Raw genomic sequence first — 14,500 nt, 5'->3', positions numbered from 1 at the left:
TGCTACCGTTGCTGCGATGTTGCTCGCGTGGCTTGCCGTTCTTCCGCTGGCGGTCTCGGCCCGGTGGTCCTACGAGGACGCCTACGACAACGTCGCCGACGGTGACTGGTACCGCGATGCCGACAACGAGACCGCCACGCTGGCGTGGGGCGAGTCGTACGTGATGGCCTCGCTGGCCGCGATGTACCGCGTGACTGGCGATCCGATGTACCTCGATCGCCTCGCCTGGCACGCCGATGGTGTGCTCGAGCAGCGCGACGATGCGCGCGGCGTCAGCGACTATCGCGGCATCTCGGGGGCGTGCTGGCGCAACATGAGCTACCAGGACGGCGCGTACTGCTATGCGGTGCACACCGGCATGCTCATCCACCCGATGCTCGAGTTCGTCGAGGCGGTACGGGCTTCGCCGTACGCCGACGAGCTCGCCTACGACGGCGAGAGCTTCGGTGCCAAGGCCGAGGCGTATCTGGCGGCGGCGCAGGAATCGATCGCGTTCCACGAGTTCGAGTGGAACCCGGCCGGCTACTACGTGTTCGCAGCCGACGCGAGCTTCCTCGACTACGCCGGCAGCGATCAGCCGCTCAATCAATCGAACGCGCTCGGGCGCGCGCTGCTGCTGTACGGCGCGCTGACCGGCGACGCCGATGCGACCGCCAAGGCCACCGCCTTGGCCGCACGCCTGCGCGCGATGATGACGGTCGCGGGTGATGGCGCGTACCTGTGGAACTACTGGGGTGGCGCCTACGCCGGCAACGGCGAGGATGTGTCGCACGCGGCGATCAACGTCGACTTCGCCGTGCAGGCGGCGCGACGCGGCGTGGTGTTCGATGCCGCCGATCTCGAGGGTCTCGCGGCAACCTTCGTTCAGCGGGTCTATGTCGACGACGGCACCATTCGCAACGCGATCGGTGGCGGACCCACCAATGATGGCAGCTATCGCCCGCAGGTCGGTCGTTGGCTGTCGCTCACGCCGACGCGCACGGCGGTCTACACGGCGGTGCGCGACCTCTACGACGAGGACTACGCGCCCGCCGGCGTCGGCTCGGGCTCACTGCTGCTGGCGTGGGCGCTGTTGGCCGAGTACGAGCCACCGCTGTGCGCACCGTTCTTCTACGTGGTCGACTGGGACGACCAAGGCGAGGCACGGCAGGCGACCGCGTACGGCGCGAACATCCTCACCACCCCGCCGCAGCTCGACGCGCCGTGCCGGGTGCCGGTGCGCTTCGATGCGGCACGCACCACCACCGTCGCGCAATGGGATGGCGAGGCCTACCACCGCGTCGCCACCTGGCGAGCGCAGGCCGCCACGCGACACGTGCCGTATGAGCCGCGCTGGCCGTTCGTCTATGCCGACGACGGGGTGTTGTTCGAGTTCGAGGACGCCTTCGTCGAGGGCGAGGGCATCGTCGTCGACGAGCCCGACGCGCTCGTGCTCCCGAGCATCGCTGGCAGCCCGCCGGACAGCGCCGAGCTCGACATCGAGCTGGCGTATCAACCGAGCGGGGCCGGCGATCTGCCGCTGTGGTGGTCGCTGGCCGACGCGCCCGCCAGCGCGCGCATCGACGCGGCCAGCGGTGCATTGACCTGGACGCCCACGGCCCCGGGCAGCTACGCGTTCACCGTGCAGCTCGACAACGACGTCGGCGCGGTGCAGCAGAGCTTCGTCGTCACGGTGGCGGGGGACGATGCCAGCGACTCGTCGGCAGGTGAGGGCGAGCCGACCTCCAGCAGCGACGGCACCACCACCGTGGATGGCGACGGGACCACCGCGGGCGACGGCGAAGGCGGCAGCGTCACGGGCGACGGCGAGGGCGGCAACACGCCGGGCGCACGTGACGACGTCGACGCCGGTGGCTGCGCGTGTGCCAGCGCCGCGCCGTCACGCCCCGGCCCCCACGCTGCCCACACTACCCACGCGATGTGGTTGCCGTGGCTCCTCGCCGTCGTGCGACGGCGACGCGACCGCGGCACCGGCCCCACGCGTCGTGCGTCGCGAACGCGCGAGCGATGAGCCGACCACGTGATGCGAGGCGCGTGCGCATCAAGCGATGGGTGCGGCGATCCTGAGCGCGTGCTCGCATCCGTCGGCGTCGCGCTGCCCGAGTCGCGCGTTCCGGATGTGCAGCATCTCGCCCACATCGTGTGCGGCGTTCGTGAGTCAACGAACGCACGCATCGTAGCGGTCGTAGCGCGCGCAACGACGCGCGACAGGGGGTATCCGCCCGTCTGGGGCTGCATCGTGGCGCATGACCGCCGCTGCGCGTGCGAAGGCGCCATCGCAGACGACGCGGCGACGTGCGGGCGCGAGTGCCGTGGCGTCGTCGTTGGCGGGCCCGCGCCGCAACCGTCGACAAACCCTTGCGGGGACCCTGGGGTATGGTCGTGCCTGGCAGAGGCTACCCCCATGATCCGCTCGAACAAGCTGCGTGCGTCCGCGACCCCTCGACTGCGCTCATCCCACGCGACCCTGCGAACCCGCTGGTTGGGGCTCCTCGCGCTGACGCTGCCCGCCGAAGCGCTCGCGCTCGAGCCCTTCACCAACGAGAGCGCCTCGCTCAACAACCCCTCGCTGCACAGCGGTGTCGTCATGGGCACCTGGGACATGAACGAGGACGGCCTCGACGACCTCATCCGGCTCGACGAGACGCAGTCGCTCGAGATCGAGTACCAGCAGCCCGACGGCAGCTTCGTGCTGCTCGACTACGGCTCCATCCAGGGCAACTCGTGGGGCATGGCGATCGCCGACGTCGATCGCAACGGCTACGCCGACATCTTCACCGGCGGCTTCTACGACGGCCTCAAGCTGTTGCTCGCCGACGACGACGGCGCCGACTTCCAGACCGGCTTCCTCGACGGCCCCGACATCTTCGTGCAGTGCACCAACTTCGCCGACATCGACAACGACGGCGAGCTGGACCTGTTCGCCTGCCACGACGATGGCATCGCCTCCCGCTACCGCGGTGATGGCACCGGCGCGCTGGCGTACGACCCGACCATCATCGTGCCGCAGTCGACGATCCCCTCCGACTCGAGCGGCAACTACGGCACCACCTGGACCGACTACGACAACGACGGCGACATCGACCTGTACATCGCCAAGTGTCGGCTCGGCGTGAACAACCCGATGGACGGCCGTCGCCTCAACCTGCTGTTCCAGAACGACGGCAGCGGCAACTACACCGACGTCGCCGAGGCCGCGGGCCTGCGGCCGCTCGCGCAATCGTGGTCGGCCGACTTCGGCGACATCGACAACGATGGCGATCTCGACGCGTTCCTCATCACCCACAACATCGGCAGCCGCCTCTACGAGAACATGGGCCCGGGTGCGGAGCTCGGCATCTTCACGGATGTCACCGCGGACTCCGGCATGATCGCCGACCTCGACGCGATCGACCTCGGCATCCAGACCCACTTCGAGGACTTCGACAACGACGGCTTCATCGACTTGTTGGTCACGGGCCGCGCCGGCGAGCACCGGCTGTTCCTCAACAACGGTGGCGATCTGACCTTCACGGCGATGATGGATCCGTTCCCCGCCGACAACCACGGCATCCAGAGCGCGGTCATCGGCGACTTCAACGACGATGGCTTCCCCGATGTGTTGGCCGGCTTCGCGACCGGCTACAACGAGCCCAGCAACGTCGCCGACCGGATGTTCATCAATCCCGGCAACGACAACCACTACGTGAACGTGTGGCTCACGGGCGTCGAGAGCAACCGCAGCGCCGTCGGGGCGCGCGTGGAGGTCACCAGCGACCTGGGCACGCAGGTCCGCGAGGTCCGGGCCGGTGAGGCGTACGGCATCGTCAATGCCGCGACGCGGCACTTCGGACTCGGCTCGGCGACCTCGGCCGAGAGCATCGTCGTGCGGTGGCCCTCCGGCCACGTCGACACCCTGCTCGATCCGCCGATCGATCGCACCATCCACGTCACCGAGGGCTGCCCGGACACGTGGTACCGCGACGCCGACATGGACGGCTACGGCAACCTCGAGGACACCATCGGCGGCTGCGTCCCGCCCGAGGGCTACGTCGCCGACGCCACCGACTGCGACGACACCGACGGCGCCAACTTCCCGGGCAACGTCGAGGTCTGCGACGACGCCGACAACACCTGCGACGGCACGATCGACGAGGGGCTCGAGTGCTCGAGCAGCAGCAGTGGCGGCAGCAGCGGTGGTGGCGGTGAGACCACCGGCGGTGGTGCGGACACCAGCGGCGGCGCGACCGTGACCGCCGGCAACAGCGAGTCTGCGACGGTGACGGCGGGCGAGAGCAGCGGTGGCCTCGACGACAGCAGCGGCGGCGCGGCGCAGGACGACGGCGCCGGCGGCTGTAGCTGCGACGCGGGGCAGCCGTCGCGCGGCTGGCCGTGGCTGTTGGTCGCGTTCGCCGTGGGCGTGCGGCGCCGACGTGGAGGCGCGGCGAAGTGAGCCGCCGGGCGCTCGCGATCACCGTGCTGGCACTGGTCCCGGCGCACGCGATCGCGGCGCCGACCGAACCCGGCACCCTCGTCAATCCGCTCAACACCACCGACGAGTGCGAGAACTGCCACCTGTTCCCGAACCCCGCCTCGATGGCGGCCGAGCCCCCCTTCTCGCCGTTTCGCACCTGGCAGGGCTCGATGATGGCGAATGCCGGCCGCGATCCCGTGTTCTGGGGCGCGGTCGCGGTCGCGGCGGATGACGCCCCCGGCGAGACCGAGCTGTGCATCCGCTGCCACGCGCCGCGGGCCTTCCTCGATGGCCACGGCGATGTGACGAGCATCGACGAGCTGACCAGCGACGAGCTGTCGGGTGTCGAGTGCGAGATCTGCCATCGCGCGATGGAAGACCTCGAGGCACCGGTCGGCAACGCGAACTACACCATCGACGACGTGTTCGTCGACACCAACGTGCCGCGCCGCGGCCCGTGGGACTACAGCGACGGCCTGCTGCCGCCGCCGCACGCATGGCTGTACGACCCCTACATCGGCTCGTCGCGGCTGTGTGGCACGTGCCACGACGTCAGCACGCCGCTCGAGCGGGTCGATGACGCCGGCGTGGGCATGGGCACGCCGTTCAACGAGCAGCGCACCTACAGCGAGTGGCTCAACAGCGACTACGCCATCGAAGGCCCGGCGTTCCTGAGCTGTCAGGACTGCCACATGCCCGAGGTCGACGACATCGCTGCGTGCACGCAGTACCAGCCGGTGCAGTCGCACCCCAGCGGCGGCCGTCGCCACGACCTCGTGGGCGCCAATCGCTTCGTGGTCTCGCTGCTCAAGCAGGAGTACGGCTCGGCCGGCGCGAACGTGTTGCCGGACAGCTCCTTCGACAACACCATGGCGCGCTACGACGATCTGCTCGAGGGTGCCGCGAGCATCAGCATCCTCGCGCCCAACACCATCGACCTCGAGCAGGGCATCGCCGATCTCGGCGTGCGCGTGGCCAACAACACCGGCCACAAGCTGCCGAGCGGCTACGCCGAGGGTCGCGTGGCCTGGCTCGAGATGACCGCCGAGTACAACGGCGAGGTGCTCTACAGCTCGGGCTCGTGGGACGCCGACAACGGCCTGCAGCGCGATGGCCAGATCCGCACCTACGAGGCCATCGCGGAGGACTTCGCCGATGGCACCGAGCTGCACCTGCTGCGCAACAACCACTGGGTCCTCGACAATCGCATCCCGCCGCTGGGTCTGATCGCCGATCCGCAGACCGATCCGGTCGGCGATCGCTACCAGCTGCAGCCCGGTGGGACCTGGCCCAACTTCGACGATCACAGCTACGTGCTCGAGCCGATGCCGCAGGTCGTCGACGCGACCCCCGACGATCCCAACGACGATCTGTTGGTCGTCCACGTCCGCATGCGCTACCTGCTGAACACGCCCGAGTACATCGAGTTCCTCGGGGACAACGGCGGTGCTGCGGGGGAGCACGTCGCGGAGCTGTTCGACCTCGCCGGCGGCGCGACGCCAGAGACCCTCGGCGAGCAGTCGATCTCGATCCCGATCGTGAACTTCGGTGCCGTCGCGGGCACCTCGACCGGCACCGGCACAGGTGAGGGCACTGGCACCTCGACCACCGGCGGAAGCACCGGCGGCTCGACCACCGGCGTCGCGGATACCTCGGTGGGCGCGACCACGCTCGGCGAGAGCAGCACCACGCTCGCCGCCGACGGCAGCACGAGCAGCGGCGGCCCCACCGGTACCGACGGTGGCGGCGGCTGTGCGTGTGTGGTCGGCCCGCGCGATCGTGGGCTGGTCGGCGCGCCGTGGCTGCTTGCACTGGCGCTCGTGCGTCGCCGTCGCGGACGCCGGTAGCCGCGTCGCTTCGCCGCAGGATCCCCGTCGTGCGCCGTCCGAGCGGACGCGCGGCGGCCATGGGCGTCCCGATTGCGGCCCGCGGACGCGTCGAAGTGGGGCGCCCCGCCGCCCTGGCACTGGCACGGGCCGGTCCACGTCACTACGAACCTCCCGTCAGCGGGAGATCGCACGTTGGACGACACCGACACGGCAAAGGGCGCGCAGCAGGGCCACCGCGGAACCGCGCTGGTGACCGGCGGTGCGGGCTTCATCGGCAGCCACCTCTGCGATCGGCTGCTCGCGGAGGGCTGGCGAGTGCGGGTGCTCGACGATCTCTCGATCGGTCGGCTGAGCAACCTCGCGCACCACGAAGGCAACCCCGCGCTCGAGTTCCATCGGGTCGACGTCGCCGACATCGCGGCGGTGCGGCCGATCGTGCAGGGCTGCCAGCGCGTGTTCCACCTCGCCGCGCTCGCCGACATCGTGCCCTCCATCGAGTCGCCGCTCGCGTATGCCCACGCAAACGTCGACGGCACCATGGCGGTGCTCGAGGCTGCCCGCGCGGCGGGGGTCGAGCGCTTCCTCTACGCCGCGTCGTCATCGTGCTACGGCATCCCCGAGCACTACCCGACGCCGGAGCAGGCGCCCTGCCGACCGCAGTACCCCTACGCCCTCACCAAGTATCTCGGTGAGCAGGCGGTGATGCACTGGGGGCAGGTCTACGGCCTGCCGGTGGTGGCGCTGCGGCTCTTCAACGTCTACGGGCCGCGCGCACGCACCAGCGGCACCTACGGCGCGATGTTCGGGGTCTTCCTCGCGCAGCGCCTGGCCGGCAAGCCCTATACGGTGGTCGGCGACGGCTCGCAGTCGCGCGACTTCACCTACGTGACCGACGTGGTCGATGCCTTCGTGTGCGCGGCCGAGAGCTCGATCTGCGGGGTCGCGATGAACGTCGGCACCGGTCGACCGGTCGCGGTGGCCGACATCGTGCGGTTGCTCGGCGGCCCCGTCGTGCACCTGCCCAAGCGCCCCGGCGAGCCCGACCGGACCCACGCCGACACCGGCCTGATCGAGCGCCTGCTCGGGTGGCACGCCAAGGTGGGCATCGAAGAGGGCGTCGCACGACTGCTCTCGCACATCGACGACTGGCGCGACGCGCCGGTGTGGACGCCGGAGTCGATTGCGGTCGCGACCGACGCGTGGTTTCGACACCTCGGGGCGGCCGCCCATGGAGGACGCAATGTCTCAGCTTGACGATCGCACCTCGTTCGACGATCGCACTCCGACCCGCGAGCAGATCGCCGCCAGCCTCTCGCTCGAGGACATCCACGACGGCCTGCAATCGATGCAGGGCCTGCGCGTGGCGGTGGTCGGCGAGACCATCATCGACGAGTACGCGTACTGCGACGCGATCGGCAAGAGCGGCAAGGAGCCGATGATCGTGAACCGCTTCCTGCGCTGCGATGCGCAGGCCGGCGGTGTGCTCGCGGTCGCCAACCATGTCGCCGAGTTCTGTGGCGACGTCGAGGTCGTCAGTGCGCTCGGCACCGTCGAGCCGCGCGAGGAGTTCGTGCGACAGTCGCTGCGGGGCCACGTGCGCGCGAGCTTCGCCACGATGACGGGATCCCCCACCATCGTGAAGCGACGCTACATCGATGCCTACTCCCGCGCGAAGATGATGGGCGTCTACCACATGGACCTCACGCCCATCGCCGGCGACGACGAGCGGGCGTTCCTGCGTCGGCTCGACGACGCGCTCTCGCGCTGCGACCTCTGCATCGTCACCGACTACGGCCACGGCCTGCTGACGCCCGCGGCGGTGGACCTGCTGACCGCGAAGGCGCCGTTCCTGGCGGTGAACACCCAGCTGAACGCGGCGAACACCGGCTATCACGTGCTCTCGAAGTACCCGCGGGCCGACTACGCGTGCCTGCACGAGGGCGAGCTGCGGCTCGACGCCCGTGACCTCACCAGCGACCTCGCACCCCTGCTCGAGCGCACCGCGGTGCGGATGGGGGCTCGCGCGATGATGGCCACGCTCGGCAAGCATGGCACCATGCTGTGGTCCCGCGGGTCGGGCATCCATCGCTGCCCCGCGCTCGCCGACACCGTCGTCGAGCGCATCGGGGCCGGCGACGCCGTGCTCGCGCTGTCGTCGATGGCGATCGCGGCCGGTCTCGAGCCCAACATCGCCGGCATCCTGGGCAACCTCGCCGGGGCGCAGATGGTGGCCGTGATGGGCAACAGCGCGTCGATCCGACGCGCGACGCTGCTGGCTTCGCTGCGCGAGCTCACCGGCGTGCCGCAGCTGCGCGTCGCCGGGGTGCGGCCGTGAGCACGCCCGAGGTCGAGGGCACGCCGCGCCGTCGCGCGGTGTTCCTCGACCGTGACGGCGTGCTCGTGCACGACCGTGGACCGCTGGCCCGCTTCGAAGACGCCGAGATCCCCGACGACGTGCCCGCCGCGCTGGCACGCTTGCATGCCGCGGGCTACGTGCTCGTCGGCATCAGCAACCAGACCGTGATCGCCCGCGGGCTGCTCGACGAGCTGGCGGTTCGCACGCTGCAACAGCGGATCGAGGCCACCATCGTCGAGCGCGGTGGTGTGCCGCTGGCCGCGTTCTACCTGTGCCCACACCACCCCAACGCCGATCTCGAGGCGTACCGGGTCGCGTGCACGTGCCGCAAGCCGGCGCCCGGGATGTTGCTGCGGGCCATTGCCGAGCTCGGCCTCGATCCCCATGAGTCCATCATGATCGGTGATCGTCCCTCGGACGTCGCGGCGGGTCAGGCGGCCGGCTGTCGCACCGTGTGGCTGCACAGCGGTCGCCACGACGACCCGGCCATCGTGTCGGCACTGCGGGTGACGCCGGCCCCCGCCGACCACTGCTGCTCGACGCTGATGGAGGCCGCACAGTGGCTCGTCGGCTGAACGCGTTGGTGCCGTGTGCGGGCTTCGGCACGCGCCTGGGCGCGCTGTGCGAGGACACGCCCAAGCCGCTGCTATCGGTGGGCGATCGTTCGATCCTCGAGCACATCGTCGCCCGGCTCGCGATCGCCGGCGTGTCCGACGTGTGGATCAACATCCACCACCTCGCCGAGCGCTTCTTCCCCGTGCTCGGCGACGGCTCACGGCACGGCGTGCGGGTGCACTTCGTGCACGAGTCTGCGCCGCGCGGCACCGCGGGCACCGTGCGCGAGCTCGCCGAGTGCTTCGGCGAGGACGACGATCTCCTGGTCCACTACGGCGATGTGCTGACCGACCACGACCTCGCGGGCCTGCTCGCGCACCACCGCCAGCAGCAGGCCTGGGGCACCATCCTCGTGCACCAGCGCATCGGCACCAACAGCCGCGCGGTGCTCGACGCCGACGACCGCGTGGTCGACTTCCTCGAGCGTCCGACCCGCGTCGCGCAGGGGCACATCCCGTGGTGGGCGTTCTCGGGCGTGTGCGTGCTGTCGCCGCGGGCACGCGCGGCGATTCCATCGCTGCCGATCTGCGACCTGCCGGCCCACGTGTTCCCGACGCTGGCCCGCAGCGGTCGCCTGGCGGCCCAGCGGCTCGACGGCTTCCGCGTTGCGATCGACTCCCCCGCCCGCCTCGAGCTCGCCCGCGAGGCGATCGCGGCCGGCACCCTTGCCTCCGACCCCTTCGCCATCGCGAGAGCGCGCCCATGAACGACGACAACGAGTACGGCATCGACCTCTTCACGCAGACCTACCTCGCGAGCGTCGGTGAGGTACTCGCCCGCATCGACCAGGCGCAGGTCATCGCGGCCAATCGCGCGCTGCTGGCCGCGTACGAGCGCGGGGCGTGGGTGTTCGTGGCTGGCAACGGCGGCAGCGCGTCGGCGGCCAGTCATCTGGCGTGCGACTTCGAGAAGACCGTCAGCGGCAAGGACCCCCGCAGCGCGCGCAAGCGCTTTCGCGTGCACTCGCTGGTCGACAATGTCGCGCGCATGACGGCGTGGGCCAACGACGAGACCTTCGATTGCGTGTTCTCGGAGCCGCTGCGCACGGCGGCGAGTGAGGGCGACGTCCTCATCGTGATCACCGCCAGCGGCAACTCGCCCAACGTCGTCGAGGCCCTGCAGGTCGCCCGCGCCCAGGGCGTGATCACGGTCGGCTTCCTTGGCTTCGAGGGCGGCAAGGCGATGGCGCTGTGCGACTTCCCGATTCTCGTGCCGTGTCGCGACTACGGCCTGGTCGAGGGGGCGCACGGCGTGCTCTCGCACATGATGACCAGCTGGCTGACCCACGCGGTCGCGGCCGGCCAGCGTCGCAACGAAGCGTCGGTGGCGATCGCAGCCCCATCGCCGCTGGCGCGCGTCGGGACCTGAACGTCCGCGATCACGTGGTCCAGCGGCAACGAAACTCGTGGAACGGGCCGCCGTCGCTCACGCAGACGGTCTCACGGCCCCCCGGCGCCACGCGTGCGCCGAGCTGAGCCATCGCCGAGATCATCCACCCTTCCATCATGCGGCAGTGCAGCCGGGCCATGCTCGGGAAGTCGAGGATGCGCAGCACGGTGTCGTTCGGCTCGGTCGCGAGCGCGACCATGCGACCGGCGTGCTCGTAGTAGCGCGGCCACACCCGCTCGCAGGAGCCGATGAGGTGGCGGGGCGAGGCCAGCACACGCAGGATCGAGAACGCGCCACCGCCGAGATCGCTGCGTGCCGCGCCCTCGCCGAGCACCGACACCAGCGCGCCGTCGCCATCGCCGAAGTCGCGCTCCGAGCCCTCCAGCAGCTGCACGAACGCGGCGTAGGGGTACCACTCGGTCTTCGATAGCCGCTCGCCGCAGATCGCGGCCAGCTCGTCGCCCCACGTCGGCAAGGCCGCGGCGACGGCGTCGGCCCCGAAGCGCGCGCGAAGCTGCTTCAGCAGGCCGAGGAATGCCATCCCACGTGCACGAGGAGCGCGGGCCGGCGCCTGGCCTTGCGAAGGATCCGATGGGCTCACGGGCTTGGCTGCCGCAGTCTACCAGCGAAGGTGGCCCGATCGGGGCCGTCGGTTCCAGTGCGGCCCGGGGGTGCGGTCCCCTGGCAGACGGCGGTCCGCTTCACTACGAAGTTTGCGCGGAGTGGATCATGATTGCCCCGACTCGTCCCCCCATCGAACACGTGCTCGTGACCGGCGGCGCCGGCTATGTCGGTAGTGCGCTGGTGCCCGCGCTGTTGCGCGAGGGCTATCGCGTGACCGTGCTCGATCTCTACCTCTACGGCCGCGACCTCTTCGACGACGTGCGTACCCCCGATCTCGTGGAGATCGAGGGTGACATCCGCGATCCCGAGGCGGTCGCGCGTGCGATGCAGGGGGTCGACGCGGTCATCCACCTCGCGTGCATCTCGAACGACCCGTCCTACGACCTCGACCCCGCACTCGGCCGCTCGATCAACTACGACGCGTTCCGTCCGCTGGTGCAGGCCGCCAAGCAGGCCGGTGTGAAGCGCTTCGTGTACGCGTCGTCATCGAGCGTGTACGGCGTGAAGCAGGAGTCGGCGGTGACCGAGGACCTGCCGCTCGAGCCGCTGACCGACTACTCGAAGTACAAGGCGCTGTGCGAGCAGGTGCTGGCGCAGGAGTCTGCACCGGGCTTCGTGACGGTGACGGTGCGGCCCTCGACGGTGTGTGGCTATGCCAAGCGGCTCCGCCTCGACCTCGTGGTCAACATCCTCACTGCGCACGCGTGGCACAACCGCCGCATCCGCGTGTTCGGTGGCGAGCAGATGCGGCCGAACATCCACATCGCCGACATGGTCGCGGTCTACCTCGACCTGCTGGTGCAGCCCGACGAGCTCGTCGATCGCGAGATCTTCAATGCTGGCAACGAGAACCTCACGGTGCGCGAGCTGGCCGACGTGGTCCGACGCAACGTCGATCCGGGCATCGAGTTCGAGGTGGTGCCGACCAACGACAACCGTTCGTACCACGTCACCGACGACAAGCTCCGCACTCGCATCGGGCTCGCGCCCCGCCACACCATCGCCGACGCCGTGCGCGAGCTGTGCGATGCGTTCGCGGCCGGCAAGGTGCCCGACGCGATGAACGATCCACTCTACCACAACATCAAGCGCATGCAGGTCGCGAACCTGAAGTGACGTCATGGACGAACTCTACGAATTGGGCCTGCCCCGAGCCGGTGTCCACGCGGTGCCCGCGGCGCTCGAGCGCCGCGAGCTACTGCGCCAGATGATCCGCATCCGTCGGGTCGAAGAACGCATCGCCCGCGAGTACCCGGCCGGTCGCATGCGCTGCCCGGTGCACCTCTCGATCGGCCAGGAGGCGGCGGCGGTCGGAGCGTGCTCGGTGCTGCGACGCACCGATCGCATCGTCAGCACCCACCGTTGCCACGCGCACTACCTCGCCAAGGGAGGCGATCTCGAGGGCATGATCGCCGAGCTGCACGGCAAGGTCACCGGCTGCTGCAGTGGTCGCGGCGGCTCGATGCATCTGTTCGACGACAATGCCGGCGTGATGGCCAGCGTGCCGATCGTGGGCGGCAACGTGCCGCTCGGCGTGGGCCTGGCGCTGGCCTCGAAGCAGCGCCGGGACAACGGCGTGTCGGTGGCGTTCTTCGGTGACGGCGCGCTCGAGGAGGGTGTCGTGCACGAGAGCGCCAACCTGGCCGCGACCGGCCGGCTGCCGCTGGTGTTCGTGCTCGAGAACAACCTCTACTCGGTCTATACGCCGCTGTCGCAGCGGCAGCCGGTGCGTCCGCTGTCGGCATTCGCCGACGCCCACGGCATGCCGGCGATGGAGGTCGACGGCAACGACGTCCTGTCGGTGCGCGGCGCCATGACCCACGCGACCATGCGCGCGCGTCGGGGCGAGGGCCCGAGCCTCATCATCGCGCACACCTATCGCCTGCTCGAACACTGCGGGCCGGCCGACGACGATCACCTCGGCTATCGCCCGCCGGGCGAGCTGGCGCGCTGGGCCGCGCGCTGTCCGATCGCGCGCTTCACCAACGAACTCATCGAGACCGCCGAGCTCGACGAGGAGGCGTTGTCGACGATGGAGGCGGAGATCGCCGCCGAGATCGACACGGCCTTCGCTGCAGCCCTTGCCGCGCCGTTCCCCGCGCCGCACACGATCGCGGAGTCCGTCCATGCCTGAGCTCGCACGCGACAACCGAGCCCGTGTCACCCACGCGGCCGATGCGATCCACGAGGCCACCGTGCTCGCGATGGAGCACGATCCGCGCGTGTTCGTCATGGGCGAGGGCGTGACCGATCCCAAGGGCGTGTTCGGCACCACCTCGGGCCTGCGCGAGCGCTTCGGTGCCGACCGCGTGCTCGAGATGCCGATCGCCGAGAACGGCTGGACCGGCGCCGCGATCGGTGCCGCGTTGGCGGGCCAGCGACCGCTGCTCGTGCACCAGCGCGTCGAGTTCACGCTGCTCGCGATGGAGCAGCTGGTGAACAACGCCGCCAAGATGCACTACGTCTCCGGCGGTCGACACCGGGTGCCGATCACGGTGCGGCTCATCGTCGGGCGCGGTTGGGGCCAGGGGCCCGCGCACTCGCAGAGCCTCGAGGTGTTGTTCGCCCACATCCCGGGCCTGAAGGTCGTGATGCCCTCGTGTGCCCGCGACGCCAAGGGCCTGCTGCTGGGTGCGATCGAAGATGATGGTCCCGTCGTCATCATCGAGCACCGCTGGGTGCACTACGCCGAGGGCGCGATCGATCCCGGCTATGCCCCGCTACCGCTCGATGGCCCGCGCAAGCTGACCTCGGGCGACGACGTCACCGTGGTTGCGACCTCGTACATGACGCTGGAGGCGCTGCAGGCCGCACAGGCGCTGGCCGAGGCCGGCTGCGGCGTCGAGCTGTTCGACCTCCGCGTGCTGCGACCGCTGCAGACCGACGCCATCGTCGAGTCCGTGCGACGCACGGGTCGCCTGCTCACCGTCGACACCGGCCACGCCGGCTATGGCATCGGCGCCGAGGTCATCGCGCAGACCGTCGCGGGTGCGTTCGACGATCTGCGCGCCGCCCCCCGCCGGATCGGCTTGCCCGAGCACCCCACGCCCAGCTCGAGCGCACTCTCCCAGCACTACTACCCGCGCTCGCCGAAGATCGCCGAGACCATCGGAGAGCTCGTGGGTCTGCCGCGCAGCGTCACCGAGGCGGTTGCGAGCAAGCTCGCGCAACACCGCGAAGATCGACCCCTCGACATCCCGCACCCCAGCTTCAAGGGCCCGTTCTAGCCCCGAG

General features: G+C 70.1%; 12 protein-coding genes. 11 read left to right on the top strand and 1 reads right to left on the bottom strand.

The annotated features are described in order from the left end of the window. Positions 1-16: 16 nt before the first annotated feature. From IPH07_34815 to IPH07_34780, 8 genes are all read left to right on the top strand, one after another. Positions 17-2,011: a putative Ig domain-containing protein gene (locus IPH07_34815; GenBank protein ID MBK6922614.1), complete on the top strand. Its 1,995-nt coding sequence runs from the start codon at positions 17-19 to the stop codon at positions 2,009-2,011. 393 nt (positions 2,012-2,404) lie between these two features. Further along, complete coding sequence (locus tag IPH07_34810) at positions 2,405-4,432, top strand: CRTAC1 family protein (GenBank protein MBK6922613.1); 2,028 nt, start codon at positions 2,405-2,407, stop codon at positions 4,430-4,432. Continuing rightward, positions 4,429-6,300: a hypothetical protein gene (locus tag IPH07_34805; protein MBK6922612.1), complete on the top strand. Its 1,872-nt coding sequence runs from the start codon at positions 4,429-4,431 to the stop codon at positions 6,298-6,300. Before IPH07_34810 ends, IPH07_34805 begins: the two co-directional genes overlap by 4 nt. A gap of 228 nt (positions 6,301-6,528) precedes the next feature. Beyond that, a complete protein-coding gene (locus IPH07_34800) occupies positions 6,529-7,536 on the top strand; it encodes an SDR family oxidoreductase (GenBank protein MBK6922611.1) in 1,008 nt (335 codons plus the stop codon). After that, positions 7,523-8,617: a hypothetical protein gene (locus IPH07_34795; GenBank protein ID MBK6922610.1), complete on the top strand. Its 1,095-nt coding sequence runs from the start codon at positions 7,523-7,525 to the stop codon at positions 8,615-8,617. The genes IPH07_34800 and IPH07_34795 overlap by 14 nt, the downstream gene beginning before the upstream one ends. Further along, the gene (locus IPH07_34790; protein MBK6922609.1) at positions 8,614-9,213 is read left to right on the top strand and encodes an HAD family hydrolase; all 600 of its coding nucleotides are present in this window, start codon (positions 8,614-8,616) and stop codon (positions 9,211-9,213) included. The genes IPH07_34795 and IPH07_34790 overlap by 4 nt, the downstream gene beginning before the upstream one ends. Continuing rightward, the gene (locus IPH07_34785; protein ID MBK6922608.1) at positions 9,198-9,959 is read left to right on the top strand and encodes a nucleotidyltransferase family protein; all 762 of its coding nucleotides are present in this window, start codon (positions 9,198-9,200) and stop codon (positions 9,957-9,959) included. Before IPH07_34790 ends, IPH07_34785 begins: the two co-directional genes overlap by 16 nt. Continuing rightward, complete coding sequence (locus IPH07_34780) at positions 9,956-10,621, top strand: SIS domain-containing protein (GenBank protein MBK6922607.1); 666 nt, start codon at positions 9,956-9,958, stop codon at positions 10,619-10,621. The genes IPH07_34785 and IPH07_34780 overlap by 4 nt, the downstream gene beginning before the upstream one ends. A gap of 10 nt (positions 10,622-10,631) precedes the next feature. Here the strand turns inward: IPH07_34780 and IPH07_34775 are convergent, their stop codons facing one another. Further along, a complete protein-coding gene (locus IPH07_34775) occupies positions 10,632-11,183 on the bottom strand; it encodes a hypothetical protein (protein ID MBK6922606.1) in 552 nt (183 codons plus the stop codon). 188 nt (positions 11,184-11,371) lie between these two features. Between IPH07_34775 and IPH07_34770 the strand changes: the two genes are divergently transcribed. Genes IPH07_34770 through IPH07_34760 form a run of 3 tightly spaced genes read left to right on the top strand, consistent with a single transcriptional unit; the run spans position 11,372 to position 14,493 of the window. Continuing rightward, on the top strand, positions 11,372-12,382 hold the full coding sequence (locus IPH07_34770; protein ID MBK6922605.1) for an NAD-dependent epimerase/dehydratase family protein: 1,011 nt from the start codon (positions 11,372-11,374) through the stop codon (positions 12,380-12,382). A gap of 4 nt (positions 12,383-12,386) precedes the next feature. Continuing rightward, positions 12,387-13,400 (top strand): thiamine pyrophosphate-dependent dehydrogenase E1 component subunit alpha, encoded by a 1,014-nt coding sequence (locus IPH07_34765; GenBank protein ID MBK6922604.1) that lies wholly within the window; start codon positions 12,387-12,389, stop codon positions 13,398-13,400. Next, positions 13,393-14,493: an alpha-ketoacid dehydrogenase subunit beta gene (locus IPH07_34760; protein ID MBK6922603.1), complete on the top strand. Its 1,101-nt coding sequence runs from the start codon at positions 13,393-13,395 to the stop codon at positions 14,491-14,493. Before IPH07_34765 ends, IPH07_34760 begins: the two co-directional genes overlap by 8 nt. The last annotated feature ends 7 nt before the right edge of the window (positions 14,494-14,500 follow it).

The organism is Deltaproteobacteria bacterium, from assembly GCA_016709225.1.
Classification (GTDB): domain Bacteria; phylum Myxococcota_A; class Polyangia; order Nannocystales; family Nannocystaceae; genus Xiheibacterium; species Xiheibacterium phototrophicum.
Note: the sequence above shows the minus strand (reverse complement) of the source record. Positions and strands in the feature narration are given on the sequence as shown.

Bases quoted from the DNA above. Each gene is read 5' to 3' on its own strand.
- IPH07_34815 (MBK6922614.1), top strand. From the start codon at position 17: ATGTTGCTCGCGTGGCTTGCCGTTCTTCCGCTGGCGGTCTCGGCCCGG.
- IPH07_34810 (MBK6922613.1), top strand. From the start codon at position 2,405: ATGATCCGCTCGAACAAGCTGCGTGCGTCCGCGACCCCTCGACTGCGC.
- IPH07_34795 (MBK6922610.1), top strand. From the start codon at position 7,523: ATGTCTCAGCTTGACGATCGCACCTCGTTCGACGATCGCACTCCGACC.
- IPH07_34780 (MBK6922607.1), top strand. From the start codon at position 9,956: ATGAACGACGACAACGAGTACGGCATCGACCTCTTCACGCAGACCTAC.
- IPH07_34775 (MBK6922606.1), bottom strand. From the start codon at position 11,183: ATGGCATTCCTCGGCCTGCTGAAGCAGCTTCGCGCGCGCTTCGGGGCC.
- IPH07_34770 (MBK6922605.1), top strand. From the start codon at position 11,372: ATGATTGCCCCGACTCGTCCCCCCATCGAACACGTGCTCGTGACCGGC.
- IPH07_34765 (MBK6922604.1), top strand. From the start codon at position 12,387: ATGGACGAACTCTACGAATTGGGCCTGCCCCGAGCCGGTGTCCACGCG.
- IPH07_34760 (MBK6922603.1), top strand. From the start codon at position 13,393: ATGCCTGAGCTCGCACGCGACAACCGAGCCCGTGTCACCCACGCGGCC.